The 16,630-nt window shown below is 66.4% G+C and carries 16 protein-coding genes; 7 read left to right on the top strand and 9 right to left on the bottom strand.

What is annotated here, in order from left to right:
• Window positions 1-42: 42 nt before the first annotated feature.
• Window positions 43-1,263, top strand: a complete 1,221-nt coding sequence (locus HEQ16_03380) for an FAD-binding oxidoreductase (protein MCO4053100.1) — start codon at window positions 43-45, stop codon at window positions 1,261-1,263.
• 12 nt (window positions 1,264-1,275) lie between these two features.
• Window positions 1,276-1,788: a damage-inducible protein DinB gene (locus HEQ16_03375; protein ID MCO4053099.1), complete on the top strand. Its 513-nt coding sequence runs from the start codon at window positions 1,276-1,278 to the stop codon at window positions 1,786-1,788.
• Between the two features lie 87 nt (window positions 1,789-1,875).
• Here the strand turns inward: HEQ16_03375 and HEQ16_03370 are convergent, their stop codons facing one another.
• A complete protein-coding gene (locus HEQ16_03370) occupies window positions 1,876-2,205 on the bottom strand; it encodes a hypothetical protein (GenBank protein ID MCO4053098.1) in 330 nt (109 codons plus the stop codon).
• A 75-nt stretch (window positions 2,206-2,280) separates the two neighbouring features.
• Entirely contained in the window at window positions 2,281-3,453 is a 1,173-nt protein-coding gene (locus HEQ16_03365) for a fumarylacetoacetate hydrolase family protein (protein MCO4053097.1), read from the bottom strand.
• 292 nt (window positions 3,454-3,745) lie between these two features.
• Between HEQ16_03365 and ugpB the strand changes: the two genes are divergently transcribed.
• The 5 genes from ugpB to ugpC all read left to right on the top strand — a co-directional run bounded on the left by ugpB (window position 3,746) and on the right by ugpC (window position 8,983).
• Window positions 3,746-5,062: a sn-glycerol-3-phosphate ABC transporter substrate-binding protein UgpB gene (ugpB, locus tag HEQ16_03360; protein ID MCO4053096.1), complete on the top strand. Its 1,317-nt coding sequence runs from the start codon at window positions 3,746-3,748 to the stop codon at window positions 5,060-5,062.
• A 212-nt stretch (window positions 5,063-5,274) separates the two neighbouring features.
• On the top strand, window positions 5,275-6,156 hold the full coding sequence (ugpA, locus tag HEQ16_03355) for a sn-glycerol-3-phosphate ABC transporter permease UgpA (protein ID MCO4053095.1): 882 nt from the start codon (window positions 5,275-5,277) through the stop codon (window positions 6,154-6,156).
• Window positions 6,156-6,920 (top strand): creatininase family protein, encoded by a 765-nt coding sequence (locus tag HEQ16_03350; protein ID MCO4053094.1) that lies wholly within the window; start codon window positions 6,156-6,158, stop codon window positions 6,918-6,920. Before ugpA ends, HEQ16_03350 begins: the two co-directional genes overlap by 1 nt.
• Window positions 6,920-7,768, top strand: coding sequence for a sn-glycerol-3-phosphate ABC transporter permease UgpE (ugpE, locus tag HEQ16_03345; GenBank protein ID MCO4053093.1), 849 nt, complete (start codon window positions 6,920-6,922; stop codon window positions 7,766-7,768). Before HEQ16_03350 ends, ugpE begins: the two co-directional genes overlap by 1 nt.
• A 147-nt stretch (window positions 7,769-7,915) precedes the next feature.
• Window positions 7,916-8,983 (top strand): sn-glycerol-3-phosphate ABC transporter ATP-binding protein UgpC, encoded by a 1,068-nt coding sequence (ugpC, locus tag HEQ16_03340; protein ID MCO4053092.1) that lies wholly within the window; start codon window positions 7,916-7,918, stop codon window positions 8,981-8,983.
• Between the two features lie 7 nt (window positions 8,984-8,990).
• On the opposite strand, the gene HEQ16_03335 is transcribed toward ugpC, so the two are convergent.
• From HEQ16_03335 to HEQ16_03305, 7 genes are all read right to left on the bottom strand, one after another.
• Window positions 8,991-10,244, bottom strand: a complete 1,254-nt coding sequence (locus HEQ16_03335) for a molybdopterin molybdotransferase MoeA (GenBank protein ID MCO4053091.1) — start codon at window positions 10,242-10,244, stop codon at window positions 8,991-8,993.
• Entirely contained in the window at window positions 10,225-10,836 is a 612-nt protein-coding gene (gene mobB / locus HEQ16_03330; GenBank protein ID MCO4053090.1) for a molybdopterin-guanine dinucleotide biosynthesis protein B, read from the bottom strand. Before mobB ends, HEQ16_03335 begins: the two co-directional genes overlap by 20 nt.
• Before the next feature lie 54 nt (window positions 10,837-10,890).
• Window positions 10,891-11,901, bottom strand: a complete 1,011-nt coding sequence (locus HEQ16_03325; GenBank protein MCO4053089.1) for a formate dehydrogenase subunit gamma — start codon at window positions 11,899-11,901, stop codon at window positions 10,891-10,893.
• Between the two features lie 69 nt (window positions 11,902-11,970).
• The gene (locus tag HEQ16_03320; GenBank protein ID MCO4053088.1) at window positions 11,971-12,567 is read right to left on the bottom strand and encodes a 4Fe-4S dicluster domain-containing protein; all 597 of its coding nucleotides are present in this window, start codon (window positions 12,565-12,567) and stop codon (window positions 11,971-11,973) included.
• Between the two features lie 15 nt (window positions 12,568-12,582).
• Entirely contained in the window at window positions 12,583-15,558 is a 2,976-nt protein-coding gene (locus HEQ16_03315) for a formate dehydrogenase subunit alpha (GenBank protein MCO4053087.1), read from the bottom strand.
• Between the two features lie 11 nt (window positions 15,559-15,569).
• Window positions 15,570-15,773: a twin-arginine translocation signal domain-containing protein gene (locus HEQ16_03310; GenBank protein MCO4053086.1), complete on the bottom strand. Its 204-nt coding sequence runs from the start codon at window positions 15,771-15,773 to the stop codon at window positions 15,570-15,572.
• Between the two features lie 20 nt (window positions 15,774-15,793).
• Complete coding sequence (locus HEQ16_03305; GenBank protein ID MCO4053085.1) at window positions 15,794-16,579, bottom strand: molecular chaperone; 786 nt, start codon at window positions 16,577-16,579, stop codon at window positions 15,794-15,796.
• Between the last annotated feature and the right edge of the window lie 51 nt (window positions 16,580-16,630).

Genomic DNA, 16,630 nt, shown 5'->3' with positions numbered 1-16,630 from the left:
CGGGCTTGCCAAGCCGCCCGCCCGCTGGCCATGCTCCGCCGCATGTCGAACCTCAGCTCAAGCCATGATGTCGTGATCGTCGGCGGCGCCGCGATCGGTTCATCCACCGCCTATCACCTGATGGCGCAGCCCGGCTTCCGTGGGCGCGTCCTCGTGATCGAGAAGGACCCGAGCTACAAGCTGTCGGCCTCGGCGCTGTCGGCCGCCTCGATCCGGCAGCAATTCTCGAGCCTCGTGAACATCCGCATCTCGCTGCACGGCATCGCCTTCCTGCGCGATGTCGCGACGCATCTCGCCACCGGGGACGACATCCCCGACATCGGCCTGCGCGAAGGCGGTTATCTGTATCTCGGCGACTCCAGCGGTGTGGCGGGGCTGCGCAAGGTGAACGCGCTGCAACGCTCGGAAGGCGCCGACATCGCCCATCTCGACAGGGCGGCGCTGGCGGCGCGCTTTCCGTGGCTCAACCTCGATGACATCGAAGGCGGCAATCTCGGCCTTTCGGGCGAGGGCTGGTTCGATGGCTGGGGCCTGCTGCAGGCCTTCCGGCGCAAGGCAAGGGCGCTGGGCGCCAGCTTCCTGACAGGTCAGGCGGCCAGCTATGAGCGCGAGGGCGGCCGCATCGTGGCCGTGCGCCTCGAGGACGGCACGCGCATCGCCTGCGGCCATGTGGTGAACGCGGCCGGATCACAGGGCGCGCGGCTGGCCGCCACCGCCGGCGTCACCATCCCCGTGCAGCCGAAGAAGCGTTTTGTCTTCACCTTCCAGTGCAAGGGCGACGTGCCCAATTGCCCGCTGCTGATCGACACGAGCGGCGTCTATTGCCGGCCCGAAGGGCATCGCACGGCGGAGGGGCAGATGTTCATCTGCGGCGCCTCGCCGCCGGCCGACGCGGACCCCGACTGGGACGAGAGCGCCCCTGACGTCGCGGATGTCGACTGGTCCTTCTTCGAGGAGACGGTCTGGCCTGCGCTGGCGGCGCGGGTGCCCGCCTTCGAGGCGATTCGGCCGGGGCAGGCCTGGGCGGGGCCCTACGACATGAACCTGCTCGACGCGAACGCCATCGTGGGACCAGCGGCGGGCCTGCCCAACCTGCTGCTCGCCAACGGCTTTTCGGGCCACGGTCTACAGCAGGCGCCGGCGGTTGGCCGCGCGCTTGGCGAACTCGTCGCGCATGGGCGCTATGTGACGCTAGATCTGGGCGACCTCGGCCATGAGCGCATTGTGGCGGGCCGGCCGCTGCTCGAGAGCAACGTGATCTGAAGGAGCTGGCCGATGATCGGCGTCCAACATGTGCGGACACTGGCGCGCTACAACGCCTGGCAGAATCGCAGCCTCTATCGCGAGGCTTCAGCGCTGGGCGAGCAAGCGCGGCGTCAGGATCGCGGCGCCTTCTTCTCCAGCATCCATGGCACTTTGAGCCATCTGCTCTGGGGCGACCAGGTCTGGATGCACCGGTTCGCGGGCACACCGAAGCCGGTCGGAGGCATCGCCGAATCCGCCGCCTTCATCGGGGCGTGGAATGATCTCGCCGAGGCCCGCGCTGCCTCCGACGCCAAGATCACGCAGTGGGCAGATGGGCTGGAGCAGGGCTGGCTTGACGGGCCGATGACCTGGTTCTCGCGTGTGCAGGGGCGGGAACTGTCGAAGCCCAGATGGCTTCTGGTGACGCATTTCTTCAACCACCAGACCCATCACCGCGGCCAGGTCCACGCAATGCTGACCGCAGCCGGAGGCCAGCCCGACGACACCGACCTCGCCTTCATGCCGGATGCCGCCGCAGGCTGAAGCGGCCGCCCGTAGCCTCAAGATTCAGAGGTGCAGGTCCGCCAGCCTTGGCGGATCACAGCCTTGGCGGATCACAGCCTTGGCGGATCACAGCGCGCGCGTGCAGGTCAGAGCCGCCACGCGGGAGGCGAAGGCCAGCCAGCGCGTCAGGGCTTGCGCATCCGGCTCAGGCCCGGGCGCGCCCAGCGCGCCCTCGCCTTCCCCGGCGGGCTGCAAGATGGCGAGCGGCATGGGCGCCGGGCTGTCGCCCAGCAGGGACAGGTCGGCGCCCTCATGCGCGAGCAACTCGCGAAAGCGACGGCCCAGCGCATCGGAGGACAGCGTCGAGGCATAGGCAGGGACGAGGCATAGGCAGGGACGAGGCCCAGCCGCGCCAGCGCCAGGGCCGTATTGAAGCCAGAGCCGCCGGGCACGCAATCATGGCGCAGCGGCCGACGGCAGGAAATCGGCGATGGCCTCGCCGATCACGAGCACCCGGGCCATCGTCGGCGCCTAGATCAGTCCACGGCAGGCCAGATGGCGCATGAGGTGGCTGGCGCCGTAGGTCCAGGGTTCGCATTCGGTGGAATGGCGCATGCGGTTGACCAGCGCGCCGAGGCAGGGCGCGCTGATGGTGACGATGTCGCCGAGCTTGTGGGTGAAGCCCGCGCCGGGCTCGCCGCGATCCTTCACGGGGGCGAACATGGTGCCGAGATAGAGCGCGGCGCCATCCGGATACTGGTGGTGCGGGCCGATCATCTGCTTCACCAGATCGGCGGGGTCGCGGCTGATCTTCGCCAGCGAGGACGAGCCTTCGAGGGTGAAGCCATCCTCGCCCACCACCGAAAGCGAAACCACAGTCGAGCGCACGTCGTCGAGCCCGAAGCTGTCGTCGAACAGGCGCAGGAACGGGCCTACGGCGGCGCTGGCGTTGTTGTCCTTGGCCTTGCCCAGCAGCAGCGCGGAGCGGCCCTCGACATCGCGCAGGTTGACGTCATTGCCCAGCGTCGCGCCCACGATGCGCCCGTCCGAGGCGACGACGAGGACCACCTCGGGCTCGGGATTGTTCCAGGTGGAGACGGGGTGCAACCCGGCATCCATGCCGGTGCCGACCGCCGCCATTGGCGGGGCCTTGGTGAAGATCTCGGCATCGGGGCCGATGCCGACCTCAAGATACTGGCTCCAGGCATTCTGGGCGACGAGGACCTTCTTCAGCTCAAGCGCCTCCGGCGAGCCGGGGCGCAGCCTCGACAGATCATCGCCGATGAGGCTGCTGATGCCGGCCCGGATCGCCGCGGCGGCCGCAGCGTCGCCGCGCGCCTTCTCCTCGATGACGCGCTCGAGCATCGACACCGCGAAGGTCACGCCCGCCGCCTTGACAGCCTGCAGGTCGATCGGCGCCAGCAGCCAGGGCCGGGCAGGATCACGCCGGGCTGGCGGCGTGTTGTCCAGGATCTGCGCGAGGCCGGCGATCACCGGGCCTTGCGCCTGCCTCAGCGCAAGGGCGGGCTGGGGCAGCTCCGCGAGGTCCCGCACTGTGGGAAAGGTTCCGGTGACGTCGACCACGCCCTCCTCCCGCAGCGCGACCACCGAGGGGCCGCCCAGATCGGGGCGCCAGACCCGCCCTGCAAGCGCGCCGGCATAACCATCCCCGGGAAGAGCCTCCTTGACGGTGAGGGTCAGCATCGCAAAACTCCATGAGCCCGAAGATGGCGCCTCTCCTCGAGGCCAGCGCCGCGGAAGGCGGAGCCTCAGATTGAGGAGGCTATCCGCAAAAGCAAGCGCTTGAAAGCAGCGGATCGGCATCGGGGACGCCGCAGGCTCCGGATGAAAGCGCCATGACGACCAGCGTCCGGGAACCTCCGGCGCACAGGCAAAGTTGTCATCATTCTGTCATTGGAATTTGAGCCCGGTTTCGTGCTAGCGTCGAAACAACCAACAACGAAGCGCTCATCGGGAGCGCGTCTTGGGAGGCATCATGCGTCATTATCGTTTTCTCGCGGCCAGCGCCGCCATCGCCCTCTCGGGCGCTGCGGCCCAGGCCCAGACCGAGCTGCAATGGTGGCATGCCATGACCGGCGCCAACAACGACGTGATCGTCAAGCTGGCCGAGGAATTCAACGCCGCGCAGAAGGATTACAAGGTCGTGCCGGCCTACAAGGGCTCCTATGCCGACACGCTGAATGCCGGCATCGCCGCCTTCCGCGCCGGTCAGGCGCCGCACATCATGCAGGTCTTCGAGGTCGGCACCGCGACCATGATGGGCGCCAAGGGCGCCGTGAAGCCGGTGCAGGACCTCATGAAGGAAGCCGGCGAAGCATTCGATCCGAAATCCTACCTTCCCGCCATCACCGGCTATTATTCGACCGTGAAGGGCGAAATGCTCTCCTTCCCGTTCAACTCCTCATCGGCCGTGATGTGGTACAACAAGGACGCCTTCCGCAAGGCCGGGCTCAACCCCGACGCCCCGCCCAAGACCTGGCCCGAGGTGTTCGACGCCGCCCGCAAGCTCAAGGCCGCCGGCTGGGACAAGTGCGGCTTCTCGACCGCCTGGATCACCTGGCTCAACGTCGAGCAGCTCGGCGCCTGGCACAACACGCCGGTCGGCACCAAGGCCAACGGCTTTGACGGCTTCGACACGGTCTTCCAGATCAACAGCCCGCTCTACGTGAAGCATCTCACCAACCTGGTGGACCTGCAGAAGGAAGGCGTATTCTCCTATTCGGGCCGCACCAACACGGGCGAAGGGCGCTTCACCTCGGGTGAATGCCCGATCTTCCTGACCTCGTCGGCCTTCTTCGGCAACGTCCGCGCCAATGCGAAGTTCGACTGGGGCAACACCGTGATGCCCTACTATCCGGATGTGGCGGGCGCTCCGCAGAACTCGATCATCGGCGGGGCTTCGCTCTGGGTGATGGGCGGCAAGACGGCGGCCGAATACAAGGGCGTGGCGCGCTTCTTCACCTTCCTGTCCGATGTGGACCGCCAGGTGAAGCTGCACACGGAGTCGGGCTACCTGCCGATCACCAGGGCCGCCTACCAGAAGGTCAAGGATGCGGGCTTCTACAAGGACCGCCCCTTCCTCGAGACGCCGCTGCTCCAGCTCAACAACAAGGAGCCGACAGACAATTCCCGCGGTGTGCGCTTCGGCAACCTTGTCCAGATCCGCGACATCTGGTCCGAGGAGATCGAGGCCGCGCTCAATGGCCAGAAGGCGCCGAAGGCAGCGCTTGACGCCGCAACCGAGCGCGGCAACGCCGTGCTGCGCCAGTTCGAGCGGACAGTGAGCCGCTGAGGCCGCGCCTGCCACGACGATGCCGGGATCCGGCTTTTGCCGGGTCCCGCCTGACATCTTCCGGGCCTGCCGCGCCGCCTGATCCGCGAGGGCAGGGCCGCAACCCGCCAGCCGGGCCGCCTCGGGTGGGTTGACCAGCCCCTGCCCCGCCGCGCACCATGCGACGCCCGTGTTTTGCGCCCATCGCCGGCCTCCTGGCGACGAATGCCACCATGAACAAGACCGCCACCTTCAAGGGCTACCTCGTACCGTTCCTGCTGCTCGCGCCGCAGCTTGCGATCACGATCGTGTTCTTCTACTGGCCGGCCAGCCAGGCGGTGTGGCAGTCCTTCCTGGTGCAGGACGCCTTCGGCATCTCCACCGAATTCGTCTGGTTCGAGAACTACAAGGAGCTGTTCTCCAAGCCCGACTACTACAAGGCGCTGTGGAACACGCTGGTGTTCTCGACGCTGGTGACGGGCTTCTCGCTCTCGATCGCGCTCCTTCTGGCTGCGATGGCCGACCGGCAGATCAGGGGTCATCAGGTCTACACCACGCTGCTGATCTGGCCCTATGCCGTGGCGCCGGCCATCGCCGGCGTGCTCTGGATGTTCATGTTCAACCCGTCGCTCGGCATGATGGCGCGGGGGCTCAAAAATCTGGGCTATGACTGGAACCCGCTGCTCAATGGCAACCAGGCCATGGCGCTGGTGGTGATGGCCGCGGTCTGGAAGCAGATCAGCTACAATTTCCTGTTCTTCCTCGCAGGGCTGCAGGCGATCCCCAAGAGCGTGATCGAGGCGGCAGCGATCGACGGAGCCTCGCCGATGCGGCGTTTCTGGACCATCATCTTCCCGCTTCTGTCGCCCACCACTTTCTTCCTGCTCGTCGTGAACGTGGTCTACGTTTTCTTCGACACGTTCGGGATCATCGACACCATCACCGGCGGCGGCCCCTCCAAGGCGACCGAGACGCTGGTTTACAAGGTGTATTCCGACGGCAAGGGCGGCGCCGATCTCGGGGGCTCGGCCGCGCAATCGGTGATCCTGCTGATGATCGTGGTGGCGCTTACGGCCGTCCAGTTCAAGTATATCGAGCGCAAGGTGACCTACTGATGGCTGGCGTGATGTGGAAGGAGCTGACCGCGCAGGAGATCGGCGCGCTCGCGGCCCGCGACGCGGTGGTGGTGCTCCCCGTCGCCTCGATGGAGCAGCACGGGCCGCATCTGCCGGTCGGCGTCGACACCATCCTGTGCGAGGGCGTGTGCCGCGCCGGCGCGGAGATCGCCTCGGCCACCCGGCCGGTGATCGTGGCGCCGACGCTGTGGTGCGGCATGGCCGAGCATCACATGGCGTTCGGCGGCACGTTCACCTTCGACATTCCCACCTACCGCGCGGTTCTTATTGCCTTCCTCGGCAGCATCAGGCGGGCGGGCTTCCGCAATGTGGCCATCGTCAACGGCCACGGCGGCAACATGAGCGCGCTGAACGCCTTCCTGCCCGATTTCCAGCGCGAGCTTGGCCTGCGCCTCTACGCCACCACCTATTTCATGCTGGCTGCGGACGATCTCGCGCAATTCCTCGACCGGCAGAAGATGGTGATGCATGCCTGCGAGGTGGAGACCTCGATGATGCTGGCGATGGCGCCCGAAACGGTCAGGCAAGAGCGCTTCGCGGAGGCGCACGGTCCGATCTTCGACGATCCGCGCGCCGTGCTGGCCCCTGCCTGGCAGAGCTTCCGCCCGTTCAAGGACCTCTCGCCCTCCGGGGTGATCGGCGACGCGCGCACCGCCAGCCGCGAGAAAGGCGAGAAGATCATCGCCGCCTGCGCCAAGGGCCTTGCCGCCAGGCTCACCGACGCCGGATTGTGGAGCGCCTGATGGTCGAGGACCGCACCTTTGGCGATCGGCTCGCCTACTTCATCCTCACGCTCGGCGTGCTGATCCTGGCATTTCCGGTCTATCTGACCTTCGTGGCCTCGAGCTGGGACGCGAGCACCATCATCAACGGGCAGATGCCGCTGTATCCCGGGCCGCTGCTGCTCGAAAACTACTACCGCACCCTGTTCGTGGGCACCGCGGGCACCACGCGCGAGCCGGTGGTCAACATGCTGTTCAACTCTTTCGTGATGGCCATGGCCATCGCGGTGGGCAAGATCCTGATCTCGGTGCTCTCGGCCTATGCGGTGGTCTATTACCGCTTCCCATTCCGGATGACGGCCTTCTGGCTGATCTTCGTGACGCTGATGCTCCCGGTCGAGGTCCGCATCTTCCCGACATTCAAGGTGGTTGCAGATGTCGGTTTTCTTGACACCTATCAGGGCCTCGCCGTGCCGCTGATCGCTTCGGCGACGGGGACGCTGCTGTTCCGCCAGTTCTTCATGACCATTCCGGACGAGCTGCTGGAAGCCTCCAAGATCGATGGGGCCGGCGCGTTCCGCTTCTTCAAGGACACGGTGCTGCCGCTCTCGGCCACCACCGTCGCGGCGCTGTTCGTGATCCAGTTCATCTATGGCTGGAACCAGTATCTGTGGCCGCTGCTGATAACGACCAAGGATTCGATGCAGACCATCGTCATCGGCATCCGCAAGATGATCGTCACCGCCGACGCGCTCACCGAATGGCAGCTCGCCATGGCGACCGCGATGCTGGCCATGATCCCGCCGGTGGCGGTCGTGATCCTGATGCAGAGGCTCTTCGTCAAGGGTCTCGTGGACCAGGAGAAGTAATGAACCGGCAATCAGCAGCCGGCAGTCGGATGGCTGTGGGCTCTCGTCGTCTGGCGTGCATCCTCGCGATGCCGCGATGCGTTCCGCCTGCATAACTGCCGATTGCCGATTGCGGACTGCCCACTGCCTTATGTCTGGAATTCATCAATGGCCGAAGTCAGCATCACCAACGTCCGCAAGATCTATCCGGGCAATGTCGAAGCCGTGAAGGGCGTGTCGATCGACATTCCCGATGGCGGCTTCTGCGTGCTGGTGGGCCCGTCCGGCTGCGGCAAGTCCACCCTGCTGCGCATGGTGGCCGGGCTTGAGACCATCAGCTCCGGCGAATGCCGCATCGGCCAGCGCGTGGTCAACGATGTCGGGCCAGCAGACCGCGACATCGCCATGGTCTTCCAGAATTATGCGCTCTATCCCCACATGAGCGTCTACGACAACATGGCCTATGGCCTGCGCAACCGCGGCACGCCCCGGGACGAGATCGAGCGACGGGTCAACGAGGCCGCGAAGATCCTGAGCATCGAGGCGTTCCTGCAGCGCCGGCCGCGCCAGCTCTCGGGCGGCCAGCGCCAGCGCGTGGCCATGGGCCGGGCCATCGTGCGCAAGCCCCAGGTGTTCCTCTTCGACGAACCCCTCTCCAACCTCGACGCCAAGCTGCGCGTGCAGATGCGCGTCGAGATCAAGAAGCTGCAGCGCGCGCTGGGCGTGACCTCGATCTACGTCACCCATGATCAGGTCGAGGCCATGACGCTGTCCGACAAGCTCGTGGTGATGAGCGCGGGCCGCGTCGAGCAGATGGGGCTTCCCAACGAGGTCTACCGCAAGCCTGCGTCGAAGTTCGTGGCGACCTTCATCGGCTCGCCGCCGATGAACATCGCCCACGGCGTGGTGCGCGGCCCCGGCGCGGTGGCGATCGGGGATGTGGTGCTGCCTGTCACCGACATGGCCGCCGATCTTGCCGCCGGCTCCGCCATCGAGGTCGGGCTCAGGCCCGAGGATCTGGCGGCGACCCCGGACGGCACGCTCACCATGCAGGTTGACTTCATAGAGGAGCTGGGCGCGACGCAGCTCTTCCACGGCGCCCTGGGCGGCGCCACACTGGTGATCCAGGCCGCGTCAGGGGCCGTGCCGGCCGATTCGAAATCGCTCAGGCTATCGATCGATCCAGCCAGGGTGCATCTGTTCGATCCCGAAACGGGCTTGCGCCGCGGCCGGTGATGGCCGCTCAGCCCAGTTCGGCATAGGCGATGAAGGGCGCGCTGTCGCCCGGCTTCAGGCCGGTGAGATCGTCGGCAAGCTCGATCAGCCCATCGGTCTGGGTCAGCGATGACAGCATGCCCGCCCCTTCGCGCGGATGGCGCACGGCGTCGAAGCCGCCATCGGCGCGCCGTGTCAGGCTCACGCGCACGAATTCCCGGCGGCCCGTCTTCTTGCGATATCCGAAGCGCGCCGTCACCATGATGCGGCGCGGCTCCTGCCACAGCGCGCCGGCGAGCCGTGCGAGCAGCGGGCGCAGGATGAAGGCGAAGGTGACGTATACCGCGACCGGATTTCCCGGCAGGCCAACGAAGGCAGCGCCGTCTATCACGCCCATGGCCACGGGGCGGCCGGGCTTGATCGCCACGCGCCAGAGCACAAGAGAGCCCACGCTTTCGACGGCGGGGCGAACATGGTCCTCTTCGCCAGTGGATACGCCTCCAGAGGTGACGATGAGATCGCAGCAGGCCGCCGCTTCCTTCAATCGCGCTGCAAGCTCCGCGCGCCTGTCGCGCACGATTCCCAGATCAACCGGCTCGGCGCCCGCAGCGGCCACCAGCGCGAGCAGCATGCTGCGGTTGGAATCGTAGATGCCCGCCTCGGGCAAGGGCTGTCCGCCTTCGGTGAGCTCATCGCCGGTCGAGAACACGCCGACCCGGAGGCGGCGGCAGACGGCAAGATGCGTGTGGCCCAGGGCCGCGGCCATGGCAATGTCCTGCGGGCGCAGCCTTTGGCCCGCCGGCAACGCAAGCTCGCCCAGCGCGATGTCCTCACCCGCCGGCCGCGTGTTCGCGCCTGAGGCGAGACCGGCCGGCAGCCGGACGGCCCCCTCGGCGACCGTCACATCCTCCTGCATGAAGACCGTATCGGCATCCGGCGGCATCGGCGCGCCGGTGAAGACCCGGATGGCCGCGCCTTGCGCCGTGATGCCCTTGCCTGATCCGCCCGCAGCGATGCGCGCCCCGATCGGCAAAGTCGTCGGCCCGTCGGGCGCCAGATCGGCATGGCGCACCGCATAGCCATCGACGGCAGAATTGCGGAAGGGCGGCAGCGGCAGCGGCGCGATCAGGTCCGCGGCAAGATGGCGGCCGAGCGCCCCATGGAGCGGCACCGTCTCGACATCGCCGATCGGGGTGACCCGGCCCGCGATCAGCCGGCCGGCCTCCTCGATGCGGAGAAGCGGCCCGCCAAAGGCGAAGCAATCATCGGTGAGCTGGGCCATGGGCTTCGGCGCTGTGGTTGAGCCTCGCCAGAACCTCATCGATCGGCTCGGCGAAGGCAAGGGCCATAGCAGCGATGGCCTCGATGTCGTCGAGCCCGACCACGGGGCGGCCGGCGGCCGGAAAGGGCGCATCCGAGGCGATGGCCACGATGCCCGGATTATCCGGGTGCAGCGGCGGCTTTCCATTCGCGGTCCTGTGAACCTCGAACATGCGGTGGCGTTCGCGCTTGAAGCCCTCGACGATCACCAGATCGACCGGGCTCAACCGGGGCAGAAGTTCGACAAGCCTCGCCTCGGGCTCGTCGCGGAGCTCGTGCATGAGGGCCCAGCGCCGGCCTGACGAGACCAGCACTTCCGAAGCGCCTGCCAGGCGGTGGTCATGCGAGTCCTTGCCCGGATGATCGACATCGAAGGCATGGTGGGCGTGCTTGAGCGTGGACACCTTGAGCCCGCGCGCCACGAGATGGGGGATGAGCCGGCCAAGCAGCGTGGTCTTGCCCGCGCCGCTCCAGCCCGCGAGCCCGATGATGCGTGTCGTCACGTGTTTGCCCTTGCGCCTTGCAGCGCCGGCCGGGAATGAAACGGCCGGCATGACAAAACGGGCGCCTGAGCGCCCGTTTCAACCCGTCATCGGGGAAGGTTCAGATCACTCGGCGGCCTGAAGACGGCCAGGAATCGTGCCCTTGCTCATCTCTTCCTCGACCCAGAGGCCGTGATGCTCCCTGGCCCAGTTGAGGTCCACCTCGCCCGAGCCCATGGCGTCGAAGGCGCCTTCCATACCGACCGAGCCGATATAGGCATGAGCGAGCATGGCGCCGATCAGGACCATGCTCACCACGCCGTGGACCACGTTCCAGAACTGGAGGTTGAGGACGCCGCCGGCGGTGTAGGGGAAGAGGAGATACCAGCCCGACAGCGACAGCGCCGCGCCGCCGAGGATCACTGACCAGAACACCATCTTCTGGCCGCCGTTGAAGCGCCTGGCCTTGGGGTGGCCCTTGCCGATCAGGCCCCCGCCCTGGAGGAACCACTGCACATCGAGGGCGGTCGGGATGTTGTCCTTCACCCAGATCAGGAACATCAGCACGAGGCCGATCATGAACGGGAAGGCGAGATAGTTGTGCGCATACTTGCCGAGCTGCGCCGCAGCCGCGAAGGCGGACTCGCCGAAGACCGGAATCAGCAGCGCCTTGCCGAAGGTGATGTTGAGGCCGGTGAGGGCAAGAACGATGAAGCAGCCCGCCGTCGTCCAGTGGACGAAACGGTCCACCGCGCCGAAGCGCAGGATGGTCTGGCCCGAGGGGCCGCCGGCGATCATGATCTTGCCGCGCGTGAACCAGAACGCCGCGAGCACGGCGATCATGCCCAGGATGGCGATGGCGCCGACCAGATGCATCGTGCCCTGATGGAACTCGCGCCAGTCGCGCCCGGCGGGGCGGATCAGCGTCGAGGACTTGGCATCGGGAATGGAGACGCGGCCGCCGATCTCGGCATTCGCGCCGGGACGCAGCGCATTGAGAAGCTGCTCCTCGGTCACCGCCCTGGCAGTCGGATTGATCGGCGCGCCCTGCTGGGCAGAGGCCGGGGCGGAAAGGCCAAGGCCGACAGCCAGGGCCGCCATGCCAAGAAAAGAAAGAATGGACCGCGTCAGACGCATGTTGTCCCTCCGGAAACTGTGAATTGAGAAGGCGGACAGCCGCCGGCAGCGCCGGCGGCCTTCCGTGCGTCAGATGGCGACGGTTTCCTTGTAGGCCGTCTTCCAGCCCCAGGCGCCGGAGCCGTAGCCGCGCTTGACCACGCGCTCCTTGTAGATCTTGGCGATGATGTCGCCATCGCCGGCCAGGAGCGACTTGGTCGAGCACATCTCGGCGCAGAGCGGCAGCTTGCCCTCCGCCAGACGGTTGGAGCCATACTTCTGGAACTCGGCAGGGCTGAGATCGGCCTCGGGGCCGCCGGCGCAGAAGGTGCACTTGTCCATCTTGCCGCGCGAGCCGAAGTTGCCGACCTTCGGATACTGCGGCGCGCCGAAGGGGCAGGCGTAGAAGCAGTAGCCGCAGCCGATGCACAGATCCTTGGAGTGCAGCACCACCTTGTCGACCGTCACGTAGAAGCAGTCGACCGGGCACACAGCGGCGCAGGGCGCATCTGTGCAGTGCATGCAGGCCATGGAGATGGAGCGTTCGCCGGGCTTGCCGTCATTAATGGTGACGACACGGCGGCGGTTGATGCCCCATGGCACCTCGTTCTCGTTCTTGCAGGCGGTGACGCAGGCGTTGCATTCGATGCAGCGGTCCGCGTCGCAGAGAAATTTCATGCGAGCCATAATTCAGATCCTCCCTCAGGCCGCTGCAATCTGGACGAGCGTGACCTTGCCTTCGTGCATGCCGGTCACCGGGTCATAGCCGTAGGTCGTGACCGTGTTCACGCTCTCGCCGAGCACGATCGGGTCCGTTCCCTTCGGATAGTTTCCACGCTGATCGCGGCCCTGGTAGAAGCCGCCGAAGTGGAAGGGCATGAAGGCCACGCCCTTGCCGACACGCTCGGTCACCAGCGCCTTGACGCGGGCCTTGCTGTTGCTCTCCGGACCGGAGACCCAGACGAACTGGCCATCGCGGATGCCGCGGGGACCTGCGTCCTCGGGATTGATCTCGACGAACATGTCCTGCTGAAGCTCGGCCAGCCATTTGTTGGAGCGGGTTTCCTCGCCGCCGCCCTCATATTCGACCAGGCGGCCGGAGGTGAGGATGATCGGGAACGCCTTGGCAACCCCCTTCTCGATCGCAGCCTTCTGGAAGGTGGTGTGCAGGTTCGGGATGCGCAGGGTGCGCTCATCCGGACGTGCAGGCCACTTGGCCACAAGATCGACGCGCGGGGTGTAGATAGGCTCGCGATGGACCGGGATCGGGTCGGGCAGGTTCCACGCATTGGCGCGGGCCTTGCCGTTGCCGAAAGGCACGCAGCCATGCTGGAGGGCGACGCGCTGGATGCCGCCCGACAGGTCGTTGGCCCAGCTCACGGAATCGACCGCATTGCCGCCGATCCAGGCGATGGTCGCCGCCTCGGACGGGGTGAGGTCCTTGTCCCAGCCCAGCCGCTTGAGCATCCCGAAGGTGAATTCGGGGTAGCCGTCGCGGATTTCCGAACCCTTGGGCCAGGAGCCTTCCGCCAGCAGCGTGACGTTGACCTTGGAGCCGTCGGGACGGGTCTCCTCGCGGGTGAGGCCGAAGCGGGGACGGAATGCGCCGCCGCCGTTGATGGGCTCCAGCGAGGTGTCATACAGGATGTGCGTGCCCGGGTGCTTGAACTCGGGCGTGCCCCAGCACGGCCATGGCAGGCCGTAATAGTCGTTTTCGACCGGCGAGCCCTTGGCGCCGCGCAGCGTCACCAGATCGAACTTGTCCTGGTTAGCCATATGCAGCTTGAGGCGCTCGGGCGACTGGCCAGTGTAGCCCGTGGACCAGCCGCCGCGGTTGATCTCGCGCAGGATGGATTCGGCCTCCGGCTCATCGCCGAACTTGCCCTTCACCAGCTTGATGTTCTTGAACATGTCGGCAGCGAAGCCAAGCTTCTGGGCGAGCTTGTACATGATCCAGTAGTCGTTGGCCGATTCGAAGATCGGCTCGACCACCTTGTCGCCCCACTGGATCGACCGGTTCGAGCAGGTGCGCGTGCCGCTGCACTCGAACTGGGTGCAGACCGGCAACAGGTAGGTGTTGTCCTTGCGCTGCGCCAGGGAGATGAAGTTGGTGGGATGGGGGTCGGCCACGACCAGAAGATCCAGCTTTTCCAGCGCCTTCACCGAGTCCGGAATGCGCGGGATGGTGTTGCCGCCATGGCCGAAGACGATCATCGCCTTCAGGTTGTCCTTCTGGTCCACCTGCTCGGCCGGCAACGACGCCGCGTCGAACCAGCGGGTCGAGGTGTGGCCAGACGTCTCCATGTTGGCCTTGCGGTTGCGTGCAGGGCGGCCGCCCTTGGCCGGAACCTCGTCGAAGCGGCTCTGGAGATAATCATAGGAGACATCCCAGACGCGGCCCCAATGGCGCCAGGCGCCCTCGACCAGACCATAGTAGAGCGGCAGGTTGCCGACATCGAGGCCCATGTCAGTCGCGCCCTGCACATTGCAGTGGCCGCGGAAGATGTTGGCGCCATTGCCCATGCCGCCAACATTGCCGGTGGCGAGGAGCAGATTGCAGATGGCGCGGACGTTGGCGGTGCCGACGCTGTGCTGCGTCACGCCCATGCACCAGATGAAGGTGGCAGGCTTGACCTTGGCGAAGGTCTCGGCGGCGCGCTTGAGCTGCGCCTCGGGAACGCCGGTGATGTCCTCGACCGTCTTCGGATCGTATTTCTCGACCTCCTTGCGGACGTCATCCAAGCCGTAGACGCGCTGGGAGATGAATTCCTTGTCTTCCCAGCCGTTCCTGAAGATGTGCCACATCATGCCCCAGATCACGGCGATGTCGGTGCCGGAACGGATGCGGACATACTCGGTGGCGTGGGCGGCCGTGCGGGTCATGCGCGGGTCGAACACGATGACGTTGGCGCGGTTGATCTCCTTGCCGGCCAGGACATGCTGCATGGAGACAGGATGCGCCTCGGCCGCATTGGAGCCCATGAAGATCACGGTCTTGGCATTGCGAATGTCATTGTATGAGTTGGTCTGCGCGCCATAGCCCCAGGTGTTGGCGACGCCCGCCACCGTGGTGGAGTGGCAGATGCGGGCCTGGTGGTCGACGTTGTTGGTGCCCCAGAAGGCCGCAAACTTGCGGAAAAGATAGGCGCCTTCATTGGAGAACTTGGCCGAGCCAAGCAGATATGCCGAGTCGGCGCCTGACTGGGCGCGGATCTCGAGCATCTTGTCGCCGATTTCGTTGATGGCCTGCTCCCAGGAAATCCGGGTCCACTGGCCGCCGACGAGCTTCATCGGATACTTGATGCGGCGGTCGCCGTGCACCAGCTCGCGCACCGAAGCGCCCTTGGCGCAATGCGTGCCGCGGTTGATGGGGCTTTCCCAGGCCGGCTCCTGGCCGACCCATACGCCATTGGACACTTCGGCCTTGACCGTGCAGCCCACCGAGCAGTGGGTGCAGATGTTCTTGACCACACTGGTGCCGGTCGCGGGGCCAAGGCCGGCGGCCTCGGCCTTGCGGACGGCGCCGATCTGGATTGTCCCGGCCACGGCGAGGCCGCCGGCCACGAGGCCAGAGCGGCGCAGGAAGCTGCGGCGGTCCATGACACCGGCGGACAGGCCGCCCAGCGCGGCCTGCAGGCGGCCGCGCGATGCGTCTGCGCTCTTGCGTTTGATCAGCATGTGCGTTCCCCTCAGTATCCGTTGGTGCGGTAGAAGGCCTTGACGTGATCGGTCTCCCGATAGCGGCCCTTGGTTTCTTCCTTGCCGGGATCGTAGGCCTCGGCCGGCGTGACCAGCCCGGGCGCGACCGAGGCCGCAGCCGCAGCGCTGCCCAAGCTGACCACCTTCATGAAACCGCGGCGGTCGAGCGCCTGCTTGGCTTTCTTCTCAGACATCACACTGTCCTCCCGTTCGATCACGCGGCCAGCTCCATGGCGCCGGCCTCGACTTCCAGAAACACGCGGCCCACGGCCCCGACGACGCGATAGAAGGCCGAGGTCTGGGTCATCTCCAGATCCACGAACATCCGCGCCGCCCAGGGCTTGAGGTGCCGTTCGAAAAAGATGCGGTCATCAAGGCCATCGGCCCCGAACTCGCCCATGATGAGGCCGCGCATGACGTCGAAAAGCATCGCCGCATGGTCCTCGGGCTCGCCGACGCGGACTTCACGGGCGAGGCCGAGAGCCTCCATGTCCCGCCGCACATCGGCCAGCGGCCGCTCGTGCAGGAAGCCGGTGCGGTAGAAAGAGGCGTAGGGGAGGATTTCCCCGCGGCCGACGCCCACGAACAGATCGAAATACTCGCGCTGGAGGGCTGCGGGGTCGACGGCGCGCGCAGCATCGGCAAGCATATGGTGCGCTGCGCCAAGCTCCGATGCATCGCCGCGCAGGCCGGCCAGCTGGCCCAGCAGCTGGGCGGTGGGCGCGCGCCAGATCAGCGCGCCGAGAAGGGCATATTCCTCGGCCCTCGCCATATCCTCGGGCGCGATGTCCGGCGAAGCCTGCTGCGGCGCGGCGCCCGCGAAAAGATCAGGGCGCAATTCGGCACGGGGAATGCCCGTCGCGGCCTCGACGGCAACGAGCCGATCGGAGGGAATGCGCTTCCAGGAGGAGATGGCCGGCTGGGAAATGCCCAGGGCGCGGGCAAGCGCACGCACGCCGCCGGCAGCCTCGATTGCCCTGTCCAGAGCCATATCCCTCATAAGGGTGTTTCCCCAATTCCTTTGGCGTCAGCCCGTCTTGCTCGCAGGTTC

This window comes from Bosea sp. (in: a-proteobacteria), assembly GCA_023910605.1.
Taxonomy (GTDB): Bacteria; Pseudomonadota; Alphaproteobacteria; order Rhizobiales; family Beijerinckiaceae; genus Allobosea.
The sequence above is the reverse complement of the archived record's forward strand: the minus strand, read 5'-3'. Positions and strand labels throughout refer to the sequence as shown.